Annotated in this window: 15 protein-coding genes and 1 tRNA gene; 3 read left to right on the top strand and 13 right to left on the bottom strand. The window is 36.9% G+C overall.

The window, feature by feature from the left end:
* Window positions 1-14: 14 nt before the first annotated feature.
* From H7A25_03265 to H7A25_03255, 3 genes are all read right to left on the bottom strand, one after another.
* Entirely contained in the window at window positions 15-266 is a 252-nt protein-coding gene (locus H7A25_03265) for a helix-turn-helix transcriptional regulator (GenBank protein MCP5498895.1), read from the bottom strand.
* Between the two features lie 70 nt (window positions 267-336).
* Window positions 337-2,142: a chloride channel protein gene (locus H7A25_03260; GenBank protein MCP5498894.1), complete on the bottom strand. Its 1,806-nt coding sequence runs from the start codon at window positions 2,140-2,142 to the stop codon at window positions 337-339.
* Window positions 2,143-2,188: 46 nt separating this feature from the next.
* On the bottom strand, window positions 2,189-2,917 hold the full coding sequence (locus H7A25_03255) for a hypothetical protein (protein ID MCP5498893.1): 729 nt from the start codon (window positions 2,915-2,917) through the stop codon (window positions 2,189-2,191).
* 229 nt (window positions 2,918-3,146) lie between these two features.
* Here H7A25_03255 and H7A25_03250 point away from each other — a divergent pair, with 229 nt between their 5' ends.
* Window positions 3,147-4,934 (top strand): HAMP domain-containing protein, encoded by a 1,788-nt coding sequence (locus H7A25_03250; protein ID MCP5498892.1) that lies wholly within the window; start codon window positions 3,147-3,149, stop codon window positions 4,932-4,934.
* 76 nt (window positions 4,935-5,010) lie between these two features.
* Here H7A25_03250 and H7A25_03245 read toward each other — a convergent pair whose 3' ends face one another.
* The 5 genes from H7A25_03245 to H7A25_03225 form a co-directional block, all read right to left on the bottom strand.
* Window positions 5,011-5,322, bottom strand: a complete 312-nt coding sequence (locus tag H7A25_03245) for a hypothetical protein (GenBank protein ID MCP5498891.1) — start codon at window positions 5,320-5,322, stop codon at window positions 5,011-5,013.
* A gap of 1 nt (window position 5,323) precedes the next feature.
* Window positions 5,324-5,923, bottom strand: a complete 600-nt coding sequence (locus H7A25_03240; GenBank protein MCP5498890.1) for an ankyrin repeat domain-containing protein — start codon at window positions 5,921-5,923, stop codon at window positions 5,324-5,326.
* A gap of 53 nt (window positions 5,924-5,976) precedes the next feature.
* Window positions 5,977-6,390, bottom strand: a complete 414-nt coding sequence (locus H7A25_03235; protein ID MCP5498889.1) for a MaoC family dehydratase — start codon at window positions 6,388-6,390, stop codon at window positions 5,977-5,979.
* Window positions 6,391-6,393: 3 nt separating this feature from the next.
* A complete protein-coding gene (locus H7A25_03230; protein ID MCP5498888.1) occupies window positions 6,394-6,852 on the bottom strand; it encodes a MaoC family dehydratase N-terminal domain-containing protein in 459 nt (152 codons plus the stop codon).
* Between the two features lie 80 nt (window positions 6,853-6,932).
* Window positions 6,933-7,604, bottom strand: coding sequence for a DnaJ domain-containing protein (locus H7A25_03225; protein MCP5498887.1), 672 nt, complete (start codon window positions 7,602-7,604; stop codon window positions 6,933-6,935).
* A 122-nt stretch (window positions 7,605-7,726) separates the two neighbouring features.
* On the opposite strand from H7A25_03225, the gene sixA reads away from it, so the two are divergent.
* A complete protein-coding gene (gene sixA / locus H7A25_03220) occupies window positions 7,727-8,212 on the top strand; it encodes a phosphohistidine phosphatase SixA (protein ID MCP5498886.1) in 486 nt (161 codons plus the stop codon).
* A 44-nt stretch (window positions 8,213-8,256) separates the two neighbouring features.
* Window positions 8,257-8,328, top strand: a tRNA-Pro gene (locus H7A25_03215).
* A 161-nt stretch (window positions 8,329-8,489) separates the two neighbouring features.
* Here H7A25_03215 and H7A25_03210 read toward each other — a convergent pair.
* From H7A25_03210 to H7A25_03190, 5 genes are all read right to left on the bottom strand, one after another.
* A complete protein-coding gene (locus H7A25_03210; protein MCP5498885.1) occupies window positions 8,490-9,734 on the bottom strand; it encodes a GIY-YIG nuclease family protein in 1,245 nt (414 codons plus the stop codon).
* The gene (locus H7A25_03205) at window positions 9,727-11,865 is read right to left on the bottom strand and encodes an ATP-dependent helicase (GenBank protein MCP5498884.1); all 2,139 of its coding nucleotides are present in this window, start codon (window positions 11,863-11,865) and stop codon (window positions 9,727-9,729) included. The genes H7A25_03210 and H7A25_03205 overlap by 8 nt, the downstream gene beginning before the upstream one ends.
* A 1-nt stretch (window position 11,866) precedes the next feature.
* The gene (locus H7A25_03200; protein ID MCP5498883.1) at window positions 11,867-12,904 is read right to left on the bottom strand and encodes a virulence RhuM family protein; all 1,038 of its coding nucleotides are present in this window, start codon (window positions 12,902-12,904) and stop codon (window positions 11,867-11,869) included.
* 69 nt (window positions 12,905-12,973) lie between these two features.
* Window positions 12,974-13,894, bottom strand: a complete 921-nt coding sequence (locus H7A25_03195; protein ID MCP5498882.1) for an Abi family protein — start codon at window positions 13,892-13,894, stop codon at window positions 12,974-12,976.
* Window positions 13,884-14,081: a hypothetical protein gene (locus H7A25_03190; GenBank protein MCP5498881.1), complete on the bottom strand. Its 198-nt coding sequence runs from the start codon at window positions 14,079-14,081 to the stop codon at window positions 13,884-13,886. Before H7A25_03190 ends, H7A25_03195 begins: the two co-directional genes overlap by 11 nt.

The raw sequence follows: 14,081 nt of genomic DNA, 5'->3' as shown, positions 1-14,081 counted from the left end.
TTTTTATTGAGTTTTTAACTCAGAATGTATCTTTCTGCTCTGCATATCTGCATGATATCAGAGGAGTTTGTAAATGTATATTTCACATCAAAGCACCTTGCAATTTTCATTAAAACTTCCAGGGAAGGCTTTTGGGTTTGTTTGATAATGCCATGAATATGGGTTTTCGATACATCTGTTCTTTCCGCTAATTTATAGACAGAAAGTTTAGAATTCACCATTGCTTCTCGTACTTTTTCTTCCAGCTCTTCTTTTGTAGTTACCATTTCCGTACATCCTATCCTGAGGATGTATTATACAAAAAAGGAGTTTGAAGATCAAGAAATAATTTATTTCCTAAATACTTTTTCTAGAATACTTACTGAGCTCGGTGTGATAAGCTTTTAGAATATCATTATACCGTAGATACCCGATTACCTTATTTTGACGTAAGACTGCCACTTTATCAATATCATGGTTTAAGATAATTTTTAAAGCATCTCCGAGTGTATTTTTAGTTGTTACACAGGGAAGGGAAGTCGCAACATCTTCAATTGTAATCAGGTTTCGTAAGAAATCCCTGTTTTCTTCTTCAAGTCGATTCCTTCTGAGGGAGGCTGAGCCAAAATAGGAACCATCAGGATTAACGATAATGAAATCACTCTCCTGAATTTCAAGGGCGAGGTCTTCTACTTCCGTAAGAAGTTTATCTTTTGTGATAATCGCATATTTTTTAAAATCCGAAAAATACTTGGAAATGTGGATTCTCTCCATTGCGTCCTGGTTCATATCCCATTCATGAGCCGGAGATTTGAAGCGGTTTTCTACCTGTCCTTTATAGATAGACCTGCGATGGGATAAAATAAACGAAATCACAGAAACGATCATCAGGGGAGGAAGCAGGTTATAGTTTCCAACCATATCGCAGACCATAATCATACCGGCAATAGGAGCTCTTGCAACACCCACAAAAAATGCACTCATCCCAACGAGGATAAATGAGGATAAAGAAAAATTATACTGTGGAAAAAGAGTAGAGGAAAGAACTCCTACAAAACCACCGAGCATTCCTCCGATTAAAATAGAAGGTCCAAATACTCCTCCGGATCCTCCGGAACCTATAGTAAAAGATGTGGTTAAAATTTTTAAAAAAGCAATCAAAAGAAAAAAGGAGGCTACATAAATCCGAGAATCGCTGATAGTCATGAGCCCTTCGCCACTGATTGTTTTTTGTAATAGACCAAAACCTCCTCCTATCAATTCCGGGAAAAAATAACCGAAACTTCCTACAATTAATCCACCGATACCGGGTTTTAGGACGGGGTGGATATTGATTTTCTTGAATATGGCACCTATGTAGTTGAATACACTGACAAAAACAAAACCCATAGCAAAACAAACCAGGCCAAGAATCACATAAAAGAACAACTCATGATAATCTTTGAGACCAATGTCATGGACTTTAAACATGGAGCCGGGACCAAATATACTGGTAAAGACTAGATAGGCCGTAACGGAAGAAATAATGCAGGGAACCAGGGAATCGCTTTCAAAATCTTCCTGATAAATAACCTCTACAGCTGTTATCGCACCTCCGAGGGGAGCTCTGAATATTGCACCCAGTCCGCCCGCAGTCCCTGCAAGAAGAAAAGTTCGCCTTGCTCTTGCCCCCGCATTTACCAGCTTACTTAACACGACCCCGACCCCGGCTCCAATCTGGGCGGTAGGCCCCTCTTTTCCGGCACTTCCTCCCGAAGCCAGGGTGATAATTGTCGCTATTGCTTTAAAAAAAGGAACTCTCGTGTCCATTTTTCCTTCTTTATAATGGAAAGCCTGGATCATCGCATCGGTCCCGGTTCCTTCTGCATCAGGACAGAAAAGGTAAACAACGAGACCGGTCAAAATTCCTCCGAAAATCGGCAGGAAAAATAGAATTAGCTTATTGGATTCTCCCTGAGCATGATTGAAGTGCAGCTCTCCCGGAGGGGCCGACAAAGGAAGATTGGCCAGAAAAGAAAAAGTAAATTGTTCGGCTCTTGCGAGTGAATAAGCAAATACACAGGCAAAAAGGCCGGCTAAAATTCCTATTACCATTGAATACAGGTAAATTGATTTGGGTCCCCGGATATTGAATAGGCTTCGGATTTTCTTCCATTTTTCCATAACTCAAGTTTAAAAACCTGCCTTTGGCTTTCAAGAAAAGAATTCCCTATAGATTACAACCGGGTGGATAAGAACCTTCCTTACACTCACAGCCATTATTGGCATCAATAGCTTTTGTTGTATCACAGGGATTGCAAAGAGTTCCTACAGGACAGGAGGAAGGACTCGAACAGGAAGAATCCGTACAATAGCTCGGATTACAACTCGAACCGATTTCACATTTTGAAGGAAAACGACTGGCACAGGCAGACACAGCAGCGGAAGGATTGGATAAAACTCCATTATTTAAAACCGCTCTCAGGGTAAAGTTATAAACCTCACACTTCTGGAAGGGGTAAAGTCCGGGAGGAGGAATTCTATTTTTAATCCGCTTTCTTTGTATGGCTGTCCTATCCGTGGAAACTTCCGTAGTAAAATGTCTGAAGGAAGGCTCTATTCCTTCTTCTAAGTATGCAGCAGAACCGGCCTGAACCTCTATGAAAGAAGGGGTATTCGATGTAATATACAGATTATAGCCAATGAACTGTTGCTCTGTATTTGTGACATAATATTTTAAAATGAATTCGGGTTTATAAGGAATAGACTCATAAGATAGAACTTCAGAATCTGTAATGGGATAAGGATAGGAATCTGTAGGAATAAGGCCGATAATCTGAGGTGTATTGATTGGGTTCAGGAATAAATAGGGATAAACGGGAGTGTCGGTATTGGTTCCACAAGAAAAACTAATCACACCCAATAGGATAGCCAGAATGATTCTCGAAAAAAACTTCATTCTATTACTGCTTTTCCGGTATTCTTTCAAAAGACAAGCCTTTTCTTCCTGCTTATTGAATATGACAAAAAGCAAAAAAAGGGGAAAAGCTTTTCTAACATTTATACTTGTCAAACCGTCAATAGAAAAGATACTAAATTTCAAATAGTGCTGCCCCCGGGAAGCAAGTCCAATGGCTCGCCTGCGATAATAAAACAAACCCGGCTTTTTGAAGGGATACATAAAGTATATGAATTCAAGTGTAAATAAAAAAAGAGTCTATATTTTCTTTCTGGCCGGGTTTTTGATGCCACCTACTACCTGGCTTGCGGGTCTTGTTTTTTATAGCATGATGAGCATGAGCCAGATGTGGCAAATCGCGTTTAACCCTGCACTCTGGGGATATGTTTTTTTATTCGTGGGAATCGTTACAAGTATACTCCATAAAAATATAAAAAAAATCCAGCTTTATCTCGATGGCTCCAATGAGAAATCCATTCTACAGGAAGCCCAGAAAAGTGTATCTTTTATTCCAAAATTTTTCATGTTTGCAATTTCTGTATATGTTCCCTGCGGTGTGCCGGTAGTTACGCATGGAAAAGAATTTGTAACACGTGATATATTTTTATATAGCCTTTATATTTCCCTTCCTATAGTACTTCTTTTTGCGATTCCTTTTTGGACCTATATTACTATCAATCTGGAGAAATGGACTTCTTCCATTCCTTTTCATGAAGAAATTAAAGGTATGCGTTTGAGTGCCCGGCTTTTTATCAATATGGTTGTAACTACAGTAGGAATGGTAACTCTTATTTTTCTCTTTGTTCTGACGTATTTGAATATGGAACATACAAAAGGGCATATTGTAGATAATGAAGATTTAATTATAAAAGTATTTATTCTCAGTACTATAGCAGTCGCCCTGATTATTTTGAATTTTTATAACCTTCTAAAACAATTAATTGTACCCATCAAGCAAACCGAGGATCGCTTAAAAGATGTGGCGGAAGGAGATGGAGATCTTCGTCTGAGTATAGAAATTATTTCGCGAGATGAAATTGGAGAATTGGCCTCCTTTTTTAATACCTTCATTAGTAAATTAAAAACAGTTGTGATTGATACAAAATCTTCTGCTGAAAAAGTAACCCTATCTTCAAACACAACTCTGAATGAGGTTAAGTCTCTTTCGGCTGAATCCGGAACCCAGGCACGTTCAGCTATGGAAATTTCTACAACCATTAAAAAGCTATCTACAGGTATGCAGGAAATTTCTAAAAATGCAGAAGAGCAGCAAAACTCCCTGCAAACACTCAGAGATAATATGGGAGTTCTCAAGCAGAATACGGATGATGTTGTGAATGAGGTAAATGAATCACAAGGTCTCGCTAAAAATATCACCCGGATTGCCCGTGAGGGAGAGAAAGCCATGAATAAAATGAATAGCAGTATTGGTAGCATAACCAGAGGTGCTAAAGAAATGAATGCTATTCTGAAAATTATTTCTGATATATCTAAAAGAACTAACCTTCTGGCTTTAAATGCCTCTATTGAAGCCGCCAGAGCCGGAGAAAGCGGCCAGGGTTTTGCCGTCGTAGCCGATGAAATTGCTAAATTAGCCGATAAAACAGCCATGAGTTTAAACCAGATCCAGACACTGGTAAATTCAAGTGTAGCTGACATTGAAGAAGGACAGAATACTTCGAAAGAAGCCAGTTTACAATTTCATAATATTCTTTCATCTATTGATGATATTATTCATAAAATGGATTTGCTCTGTAATAAGATAGATTTGCAGTACCAGAGTAACCAATTAGTCCATGAATCAGTCGAAGAAGTTTTTAACCGTTCCTTGTCTATTCAGAAATCGACAACCCAACAACAACAGGCTACCCACGAAATTGAAAGTCGTATTATAAATATTACGGGAGTCACAGATGCCATTGTAAAACGTTCAGATACCTTATCGGCTAATACAGAAAAAGTAAATTATGAAATGAATGACCTGAAAAAGAAGATTGGTTTTTTTAAGACTTCCTAAACTATAGAGGGAAGTCCTTTTTTTCCTGTTGAGGAAAGATACATAAACTCACAGGCATCCACGCATTGAAGCCGGACTAAGGTTTCTTTTTATTTTTCTTTCTAAGAAAAGTTTTCTCTTCCTGTTCGGTTTTTAAAAGAAGACGGTTTTCGTTCACAAAGCGTATGGAATGTTCTTTTCCATTCTCTTCATAAGTATAAAATACAATACTGGACTTTTTTAAGCTGAAAGCCTTATCTGCCTGTTTAAGATTTAAGTTTTTTAAATCCAATATCAAACAATTCTTAGAATTCATAGCTTCACAGTATTCACCGGAGCGAGGAGGTCTCGCACAGGTAAAATTTAGTATAATACTTAAGAATATTAGAAAACTAAAGAAACGTATCATTTCAGTCTTTTGCACCGGCCTGCTTTAGCATTTCGGAAATTTTTATTCTTCCCGAAGAATTTGCAATGCTCATGGCAGACTCATCAGAATCGGTTCGGCTAAAGATATTGGCCTTATTATCAATTAAAACTTTTACTACAGCCGGCCTATCAAAGATTACAGCATAGATTAGAGCTGTCTTACCTTCCAGGTCTTTTACATCGATTAAAGCACCCTTCTTTAATAAAAGTTTAACCATTTTTTCGTAACCATAAGTCGCTGCATAAATCAGGGCCGTTTTTCCCTCGGTTCTATTTTTAATATTCACATCGGCTCCGGCAAGGATTAAAATTTTAGCAGCTTTCAGATTATTATCTCTTGCCGCGATCATGAGTGCAGTCCTTTCCATACTATCTTTTGCGTCCGGATTGGCCTTGTCCTTTAGAATCTTTTGCAAAGTTTCATAATCACTGTCTCGAACTGCCTGCATTACATGAATATCTTTATCTTCATTACTTTTCTTTTTGGTTGAAGCTGCAAAAGCAGGAAAGCTCAGGCATAGAAAGATAGGTAATAATAAAACAGACAAAACAAAATTTTTCATGGTGAATTTTAAAATCATGGGATAAACTCCTCTGGACAGGCGATGCTTAAGACACCGCCTTTATTAAAGAATTAACAGGTAATTACAAGATCACCGGAAACTTTGACTTCGCCTTTTTCATCAGCAGCCTGTATTGCTACTGTAACGAGTTTTTCTCCGTTCACTTCTTTTTTCATTTTTACAGCTCCGGAACAGATAAGTGTCTCTCCCGGTTTGGTCATGCTTTTAAACTTAACACCAAAATTTTTGATCTGAGACTGGTCTACCCAGTTTGTGCAAAACCTTCCGAGGTACCCCATAATCAGCATCCCATGGGCTATAGTTCCATCGAGTCCCTGAGATTTTGCAAAATCGTTGTCATTATGAATCGGGTTAAAGTCTCCACTGGCCCCGGCATAACGTACAAGATCCATCTGGCTGATAGGGCCTATTTTTAATTCCGGTAGGGTAGTTCCTTTTTCAACACTGTCAAATTCGATTCTCATGCCTTACTCCTTCGGTCTGATGAAGATTCCCATTTCTGCTTCAATGCAGGCTTCATCTTTTTCATTGTAGAAAGTGGTTTTAAAAGTCACTGTGTTCATCTTACCGGTTTTTACATCGGAAACTTCAGATTGAGCCCACATTTTACCGGGATAAATTGGTTTGAGGTATTTATAATCTTCCTTCAGGTGAACCAGTCTACCTGTATCAACTCCGATGGACTTCATATCTTCCCAGATTTTTGGATACCCCCAGAAGAGGATGGCTGTTTGAAAAGTAGGAGGTGCCGGTATATCGGTATAGCCTGCTTTTTTCGCAGCATCCAGGTCGGTATAGATTGGGTTGGTTTCTCCCAGAGCGAGACAAAATTCCTTGATTTTCCCTCTCTCCACTGTAAATTCAAAACGGTCTAATTTTTTCCCTATAATGTCTTTAGACAGTTCGGGCAGGTTATTTTCACTCATAACTTAAGTACTATCCCTCTGTTTTTATAAAAACAATTTTCTTACAAGAGACCAGAAGAAAGAGAAATTGTCCAGTAATTTCAGGCTTTTGGGTTTCGTTTTAAAATATAGGTTTTCAGGCTCAAAGTTTTTTTCTTAAAGTGGACAAAACGTTCCGGTCGAAATTTCCCGAGATCGAATACAAAAAGTTTGTTATGGATAATCTGACCCGGCTCAAAGCTAATTCTGAGTATTCTGGTTCCTTTATAGTTTCCCTTTCCATTACAGGATTCACAGAATAAATCCGAACCCAGGCAGGAGGGACATAGAACTCGAACGGTAAGGGGTAAGTTTACATGTACAGTTTTTCCACATTCCTCTTCTTTTAAGATAAGGTCTATGTCATGCTGTATTCCCATGTATTTTTCCCTATCTTTGTTTCGAAGACCCACACGCATAAGTCCCCTTCTGGCCAGTTCGGAAATATTTTTTGTATAGATAATACGATTATAAGGTAAAATGAATATGCTATCTACCTGTACAGATTTCAGGTAGACGTCATAGGCTTCTCTTTGCCTCGGTTCTACTAAAAACTTATAGGCACTGTGGATCTGGATAAACCTGTCTCTTGAACCGGTCTGGGGGTTGTCGGGATGGTATAGTTTTGCCAGACGTCGAAAGCTTGCTTTCATTTCATCAGGGCCACAATCTCTTGTTAGCTCCAGAAGAGCATAAAGATCGGGGATAATTCTTTTATCCGGAATGCGAGGCATAAACTTACTTACAATTTATTCATCCGAAAACGGAAATGCAAGAAAGATTTCCCGGTAACAGGAATTTTGAGCTTCATAAAAAATAAATAGAGAAAAAAAAATCCCTTAAAAAAATGGTATCTATGAAACTAATCATAGCCAGGCATGGCGAAGCGGAAATGTTCTCTTCTTCCGGCATGGATAGAAATCGGCAGCTTACCGAAAAAGGTAAAAGTGATATATTAAAAATGTCGTTATTTATCCAGAAATCCCCTATTAAAATAAATCAAATCTATTATAGCCCTTATGATAGGACGAGAAATACGGCTGAAATTTTTTCACAAAATATTGGAATGGAAACAAAGTTAATCGAGGAGAATTGTCTGGCACCGGGTGGGAACTATGATAGCATATTAAAAAGAATATGCTCCTTTTCTAATTCTGAAGGGATTTTATTGGTGGGACATAATCCGGATGTCAGCTTTTTTGCAGCAAAGCTAATTCAGGATCCAACCTTATCTCATAACCTGATTTTTCAACCGGGCACTACTATTGCGTTAAACATTGCGAGGGAAAAGTTCTGTAACGGTCAGATTCTCTGGGTTTTATCACCTGACTTTTTAGGATAAAAAGAGTTTACAAGTAAGCCTTAATTTGAAATAATGTTCAGTAACGGGGTGTAGCGCAGCGGTAGCGCACTTGTCTGGGGGGCAAGTGGTCGCTGGTTCAAATCCAGTCACTCCGAGTCATCATATAAAAAGTCCGTATGCAAATGCGGGCTTTTTTTATGCCTGCTCCCCCAAAACCAATCAGCAGATTTAAATACCTTTTCTCTTCTCTGCTGGCAATCGCTTTTCTAAATATTCCCTGATTGCAGTTCTTAACATGCTGGAAATATTTTTACATTTACGTTTTTTGAACAATAGACCTATTTTTATTATCATATATATAGTGTATAATTTCTCCACTTATGATTAATTCGATTACCCGCTGAATTATTTCTAAGGGTGCTATGAACCATTCTCTGGGACTATGTCTTCTTCCTTTTTCATCATATATCTCTATATCAAGACATGAGTTCCCAAAAAAATTATGCAACAACTGCTCAAGGTTCTGAGGATTCAAATTATAACATTTCCATGTTCCTACAACTTTTACCGATGCCATTAAAAAAGTAGGATCCTTTTCTGCATTACTTATTCGCTTCTCTACATTCATTTTGGAGTAACCTATTTTGTATAAGTTTGAAATATTTTTAATTTCCTCTTTACTGCTCAGAGATTTTAGAACATAGATATATCCTGCTTCTTTGTCTTCTTCAGTTATTCCATTAAAATTTTGTAAAAATTCTTCGTTCACTTTATCGATATTTTCAGTTACGACCATACCATTTTCATATAGTATTTTTTCAACAGAACGTTTTAACATATTAGATTCAGTACCATTTTCAAAAATACAACGAGTTCGACCATCTTCACGAACTCTTGTTCCATCATCCTTATAATGTTCTTTTTTAGTGATGTTGATTTTTTCTAGATAAAACAAGATTCCGTTGTGAATATAGAAAGAATTTATTTTAAGATTATTTTGTACAAATGTCTTTAACTTTCGCTTCCCTATTGCTAAATCTTTTTGTACATCTTTAAATAATTTCTCATATTTCTTAAAATTTTTGCAGGGCTTTCTGCGGGCGATAAAATCAGCTTCTGCTCTATTCTCTTCTTTAGGTATATTTTTTAAATCAAAAATTCCTGCATCGTCATCATCTAAAATGCCGAAAGAGTCATTGCTAAATATATCATCAATTGACTTTATCTCTTTTTGCTCTTTAAGTTTTTTTTGTCGTTCTATTGTATTATGCTCTACTACTTCGGGTAAGAGATTGTAAATATCATGAGGTTTTAGTTTTACTATTTTTTCGTATGAAGATCTCAAAGATTTTAAGCGTGAATACAACTGGTATTCTGAAATATTAGCAAGGCTTGTTGCTTCGGGTTCTTTCTTATTAATTGTAATAAACTCATTAATTTCTAAAAATGAAGCAATAAGACGCTCATCTTCTGTGTGAGTATTTGATTTTCTGGGAATGATATTGAGAAGCCCCAGAGGATCGTTCATAAATATTTCATCCAAAACTTTATCTTTATCCATTTTTTTCAGCTCGCTTTCTCTTTTCTTCTTTTAGATAGATAATACATTCAGCCATGCGTTTTTCCAGAGGATCATTGGAGTTCATATTCGGTTCCCTATTATACATTTTGATAAATTCTTGAATCTTTGGCCAGAGAATCTTAGCTTCTTCAAAGTCCATTCTGATTCGGGTAGATTCTATGTGCTCTTGTATAATACGCAGGACTTTGGTTGTTACCGATTTTGAGAGAACTTCAAAAGCTTTTTGGAATGGATTTATTTTATCAATTAAATCGATGTGAATATCATCAATATCTACGAAGGAACCTGCCATTTTGATAAAACGTTTATCACCTATATCATCTTTAGTTTCCTCTTTTGCCTTGGGAATTCTTTCGAGCATATTTCCAAAATCTTTCGCTTCTTCATTGTCTAAATCGGGGTAAATTGTTTTAATTACTTTAGGAATTAAGGTGTTGCGAATTTCTTCTGTGTTCTCTTTATTTTTTAGTGCAGTTTGGATTTCTGAATTTTCTCGTATAGCCTGTTTTATCTCGTTTAAGTCTACAATATTATTATTTTTAATTAAAGACTCGACGACTAGGTACTGACGAATTTCTTCCACCTGTTCTTCTTCTAAATCAGGATATTTTTCTCTAATTACATCAGGGATAAACTTTGTATTCATTAACTCCGGATCAATTCCACCCATCATTCCGGCACGTACCTTGTTGTCCTGCAAAACTCCGGCTTTTAAGTCATTTAGATCGGACTCAATAATATCCTTTACCCTTTTGGAACTTGGCTCTTTGAAACCTCTGATTTTCAATTCACCCGGTTTTGGTTTGTCATCATCGTTTTCCTTATTTTTAAATTTCCAATTTGGTGCCAATACCTGTTCCATAAGGAGAGACGCAGTAATTGCTTTCAGCATATTATTCACAGATAGGGTTATTAAATCTTTCGCAGCCTCCGGTTGAGCGATAAGATTAGTGAATTGGGCATGGGTTTTATTTTCACTGTCTCTGGTGGCTCTTCCTATGATTTGAATAATTTCTGTAAGCGAACCGCGATAACCGACAGTTAAAGCATGTTCGCAATAGGGCCAATCAAAACCTTCCTTTGCCATACCGAGTGCAATGATTAGGTCCATATCATCCACAGAAGAAATATTACGAAGATAGTTTACAATCTTGTCTCTTTCTTTTGGGTTGTCTTCTACCAGGTCGGCAACTTTTATAATTTTTCCATCTTTATGACGTTTTACATGAATCACTCCGGTTTCTCGTTCTTGCTTTATTACTGTTCCTATTTGGTCAATAATAAAGTCTACTTCATCATGCTTATATTTGGTAGACTCTCCTGAATTTACATTGGGAATATGCAGGATAGTTTTTTTATCAGTGTCGAGCATTTCCATGATAGCTTCAGTATATTTACCCTGATAGAAATGATAGCCAATACCGAGTGACTTCAAATATTCATAACCATTCAATTGTTCATAATAATTGTAAGTGACCTTACTAAACTTCTCTTCATCTTCCGGCAGAAGCACTGGAACACTATCTCCTCGAAAATAGGAGCCTGTCATGGCTATAATATGAGCAGTAGACTTTTTCATAATGTCTCGCAGTAAGTCACCGAGACGATTATCTGAATCAGCAGATACATGATGAAATTCATCAATAGCTAATAAAGTTTTATTGAACTTACTTTCTTCGAGTTCTTCACAGGCAAAACGTAAGGTGGCATGTGTGCAAATTAGAATTTCTTCTTTACTATCCAGGAATTCATGGAAGGTTTTCACTTTGCTTTTGCTGCCGTCGCTGCCGGGAGTGCAGAGGTTGTATTTGTCTTTTGGATTCCAGTCTGCAAAAAAGCCATATTTCTTTAAATTTGTTGGTGCAAAGGAGCTACCGATAGAACGTTCGGGAACTGCGACTATCACTTTTTCGATATTTTGATTGATTAACTTATCCAGACCCAAAAACATCAAAGCTCTAGATTTTCCTGAAGCAGGTGGAGACTTTATCAAAAGATACTGTGCATCACGATATTCAAAAGCACGCTCCTGCATTTGCCGCATTCCATACTGGTTGGTGCTTTTACTCTTTCCTGTTTGCTGATATTTCACATTTACGATATTCGGCATCTTATTTTCTCTCTTCTTCTAATACTCTCTTTATTTCTCTATCAAAATCACTTTCAAATAAACGATCTTGAATAATACGGTATTGTTCAAACTCACTTTCTGCATGTGCTCTGGCAATCTCAGCTGTTACTTTTCCAGCATCCTGTAAAATTTCCCTATCTGTTGCTTCTATAAATCGATTTAGTCGTTTTTCCCAATCTTCCATAGTCATGGGAATCTGCCTTAATGCCATATCTTCAGCAATATCAAGATAAGCAGAAACAAGACGTTGTAGCTGTTCTAATTCTTTTTGTGACAAATAGTTCTTTGCAATAATGACATCAAATTTTTGGATTTTACCTTTCGGGGCATCTTTCCAAGTTGTTAGTCCCATATTTTCTTTTTTATGATCTGCTCTATCTACAATCATCTCTGCAGCAGTTTGTCCGTGAATTGCCCAGTGTAATTTATTCTGAACCGTTGCAAAGAAACGCTTTGTAGCTTTTGCAGTAACATCATAATCTATTGAAGTCGCATAAATATCCGTAATTTTTTGGTAAAACTTTCGCTCACTTAAGCGAATTTCTCGAATTCGCTCTAATTGTTCTTCAAAATATTTTTTTCCAAGAATTGTTCCATCATTTTTAAGACGCTCGTCATCCATTGAGAATCCTTTAATGGTGTATTCCTGGATAATGGTAGTTGCCCATTTACGGAATTGTATCGCTCGCTCTGAGTTCACTTTATATCCAACAGCAATGATAGCCGAAAGGTTGTAATGATTCGTAGTGTAGTTTTTACCATCTGTCGCAGTTATTCGAATTTTTCGAATAACTGAATCTTCCCGTAGTTCACTGTCCGAAAAAACTTTTTTTAAATGATAATTAATGGTATGTGTTTCAACATTATATAAAATACCCATCATCTTTTGAGTGAGCCAGATATTTTCATCTGCATATACTGCTTCAACACCACCTTCACCATTTGCTGCTATAAAGGTTAAATATTCAGCAGCAGAGGAACGGATTATTTCTTTGATTTGCTTTGAATTTTTAGCCATTAGATTTCCCGGTTGGTGCTTTTACTTTTTCCTGTTTGCTGGTATTTTACATTTACGATGTTCGGCATTTTATTTTGTCTCTTCTTTTAAAAGGATATCTTGATTTTTCCAAAATGCAATACTCCTCCAGTTATCAGGAAAACCCATTTCATTTTTTGGGATTTCCGGATAACGATCCAGTAAATCCAACAAGCGATCTTGCCAGTTACTTTGAGGAGCTATAAAATTTAACATATATCGAATTATACATAAAATGACAAAAATTCTATTTGTTTTTATAACTACCGGTCTTTTCCAGGTTTGATCTTTATTAGGAATCATTGGCTTATAACCAAGTTCTCGATTCCAGAAACGCGAATGATGTGCACAAATATTTCTTACTGTATTTAGACTACCCAACCATGAGACCAAAACTTTTTCAGATAACTTATATTTTTTTGCAATAGTTTTTACGGTAACTTTTTTAGCTCCACGGTACATAGTAAATAAGGTACCAAAAGATATTAATTCAGTGACCATCCATATAGGTAATACATCATGCTCATCACCATATTTAGTTTGAAAATGTGATACGAATGTTTCCTTACTTCTTGAATACTCTTTTTGTATTTCTTCCAAAAAAAGAGCATGTTTATCCGGTTGTAAATTGGGGAGATTACTGTTTTCTGTATATCCAAAGGGACCTGTTTCATGACCTAAAATGTAGGTAATATTTGTCCGCAGCGAAATTTCTATTCTTTCTATTCCATCTAAAACGAGGAGGCGTAATTGTCTGTCAAAAACATAACGATTCCAAATCGTCTTAAAATGAGTATCTTTTTTAAAGTGATCATCCGGGAATTTTCTAAAAGGGAACCAGTAGCCACTTAAGCGATAATAGCTTACTTGCTGTAGTTTGTGGATTAAATCGTCCCGATCTGCAATTAAACCTCGCTTGAGTAGCTGGTCGGCTTGTTGCGGGAAACTAAGGGGTGGTTTATTATAAATCATGCAACCCCTGAAATGAAAAGACCTGCCTTATTTGGGCTTGCGAGCAGAGGCCTGGCAGGTATGCTGCTACCATTGTCGATATCTGATTCTTTTTTATCAATAAAAAAAACTGTTTTTTCTGCTCAGAAAATGAATTTTTCAAGCTCTTTCCTGTTTGCTGGTATTTTACGTTTACGATGTTTGGCAT

Source organism: Leptospiraceae bacterium (assembly GCA_024233835.1).
Taxonomy (GTDB): Bacteria; Spirochaetota; Leptospiria; order Leptospirales; family Leptospiraceae; genus JACKPC01.
Note: the sequence above shows the minus strand (reverse complement) of the source record. Positions and strands in the feature narration are given on the sequence as shown.

Bases quoted from the DNA above. Each gene is read 5' to 3' on its own strand.
- H7A25_03225 (MCP5498887.1), bottom strand. From the start codon at position 7,604: ATGCCTCGCATTCCGGATAAAAGAATTATCCCCGATCTTTATGCTCTT.
- sixA (MCP5498886.1), top strand. From the start codon at position 7,727: ATGAAACTAATCATAGCCAGGCATGGCGAAGCGGAAATGTTCTCTTCT.
- H7A25_03205 (MCP5498884.1), bottom strand. From the start codon at position 11,865: ATGCCGAATATCGTAAATGTGAAATATCAGCAAACAGGAAAGAGTAAA.
- H7A25_03265 (MCP5498895.1), bottom strand. From the start codon at position 266: ATGGTAACTACAAAAGAAGAGCTGGAAGAAAAAGTACGAGAAGCAATG.
- H7A25_03250 (MCP5498892.1), top strand. From the start codon at position 3,147: ATGAATTCAAGTGTAAATAAAAAAAGAGTCTATATTTTCTTTCTGGCC.
- H7A25_03195 (MCP5498882.1), bottom strand. From the start codon at position 13,894: ATGATTTATAATAAACCACCCCTTAGTTTCCCGCAACAAGCCGACCAG.
- H7A25_03240 (MCP5498890.1), bottom strand. From the start codon at position 5,923: ATGATTTTAAAATTCACCATGAAAAATTTTGTTTTGTCTGTTTTATTA.
- H7A25_03255 (MCP5498893.1), bottom strand. From the start codon at position 2,917: ATGAAGTTTTTTTCGAGAATCATTCTGGCTATCCTATTGGGTGTGATT.
- H7A25_03210 (MCP5498885.1), bottom strand. From the start codon at position 9,734: ATGGATAAAGATAAAGTTTTGGATGAAATATTTATGAACGATCCTCTG.
- H7A25_03260 (MCP5498894.1), bottom strand. From the start codon at position 2,142: ATGGAAAAATGGAAGAAAATCCGAAGCCTATTCAATATCCGGGGACCC.
- H7A25_03230 (MCP5498888.1), bottom strand. From the start codon at position 6,852: ATGAGTGAAAATAACCTGCCCGAACTGTCTAAAGACATTATAGGGAAA.
- H7A25_03245 (MCP5498891.1), bottom strand. From the start codon at position 5,322: ATGATACGTTTCTTTAGTTTTCTAATATTCTTAAGTATTATACTAAAT.
- H7A25_03235 (MCP5498889.1), bottom strand. From the start codon at position 6,390: ATGAGAATCGAATTTGACAGTGTTGAAAAAGGAACTACCCTACCGGAA.
- H7A25_03200 (MCP5498883.1), bottom strand. From the start codon at position 12,904: ATGGCTAAAAATTCAAAGCAAATCAAAGAAATAATCCGTTCCTCTGCT.
- H7A25_03190 (MCP5498881.1), bottom strand. From the start codon at position 14,081: ATGCCAAACATCGTAAACGTAAAATACCAGCAAACAGGAAAGAGCTTG.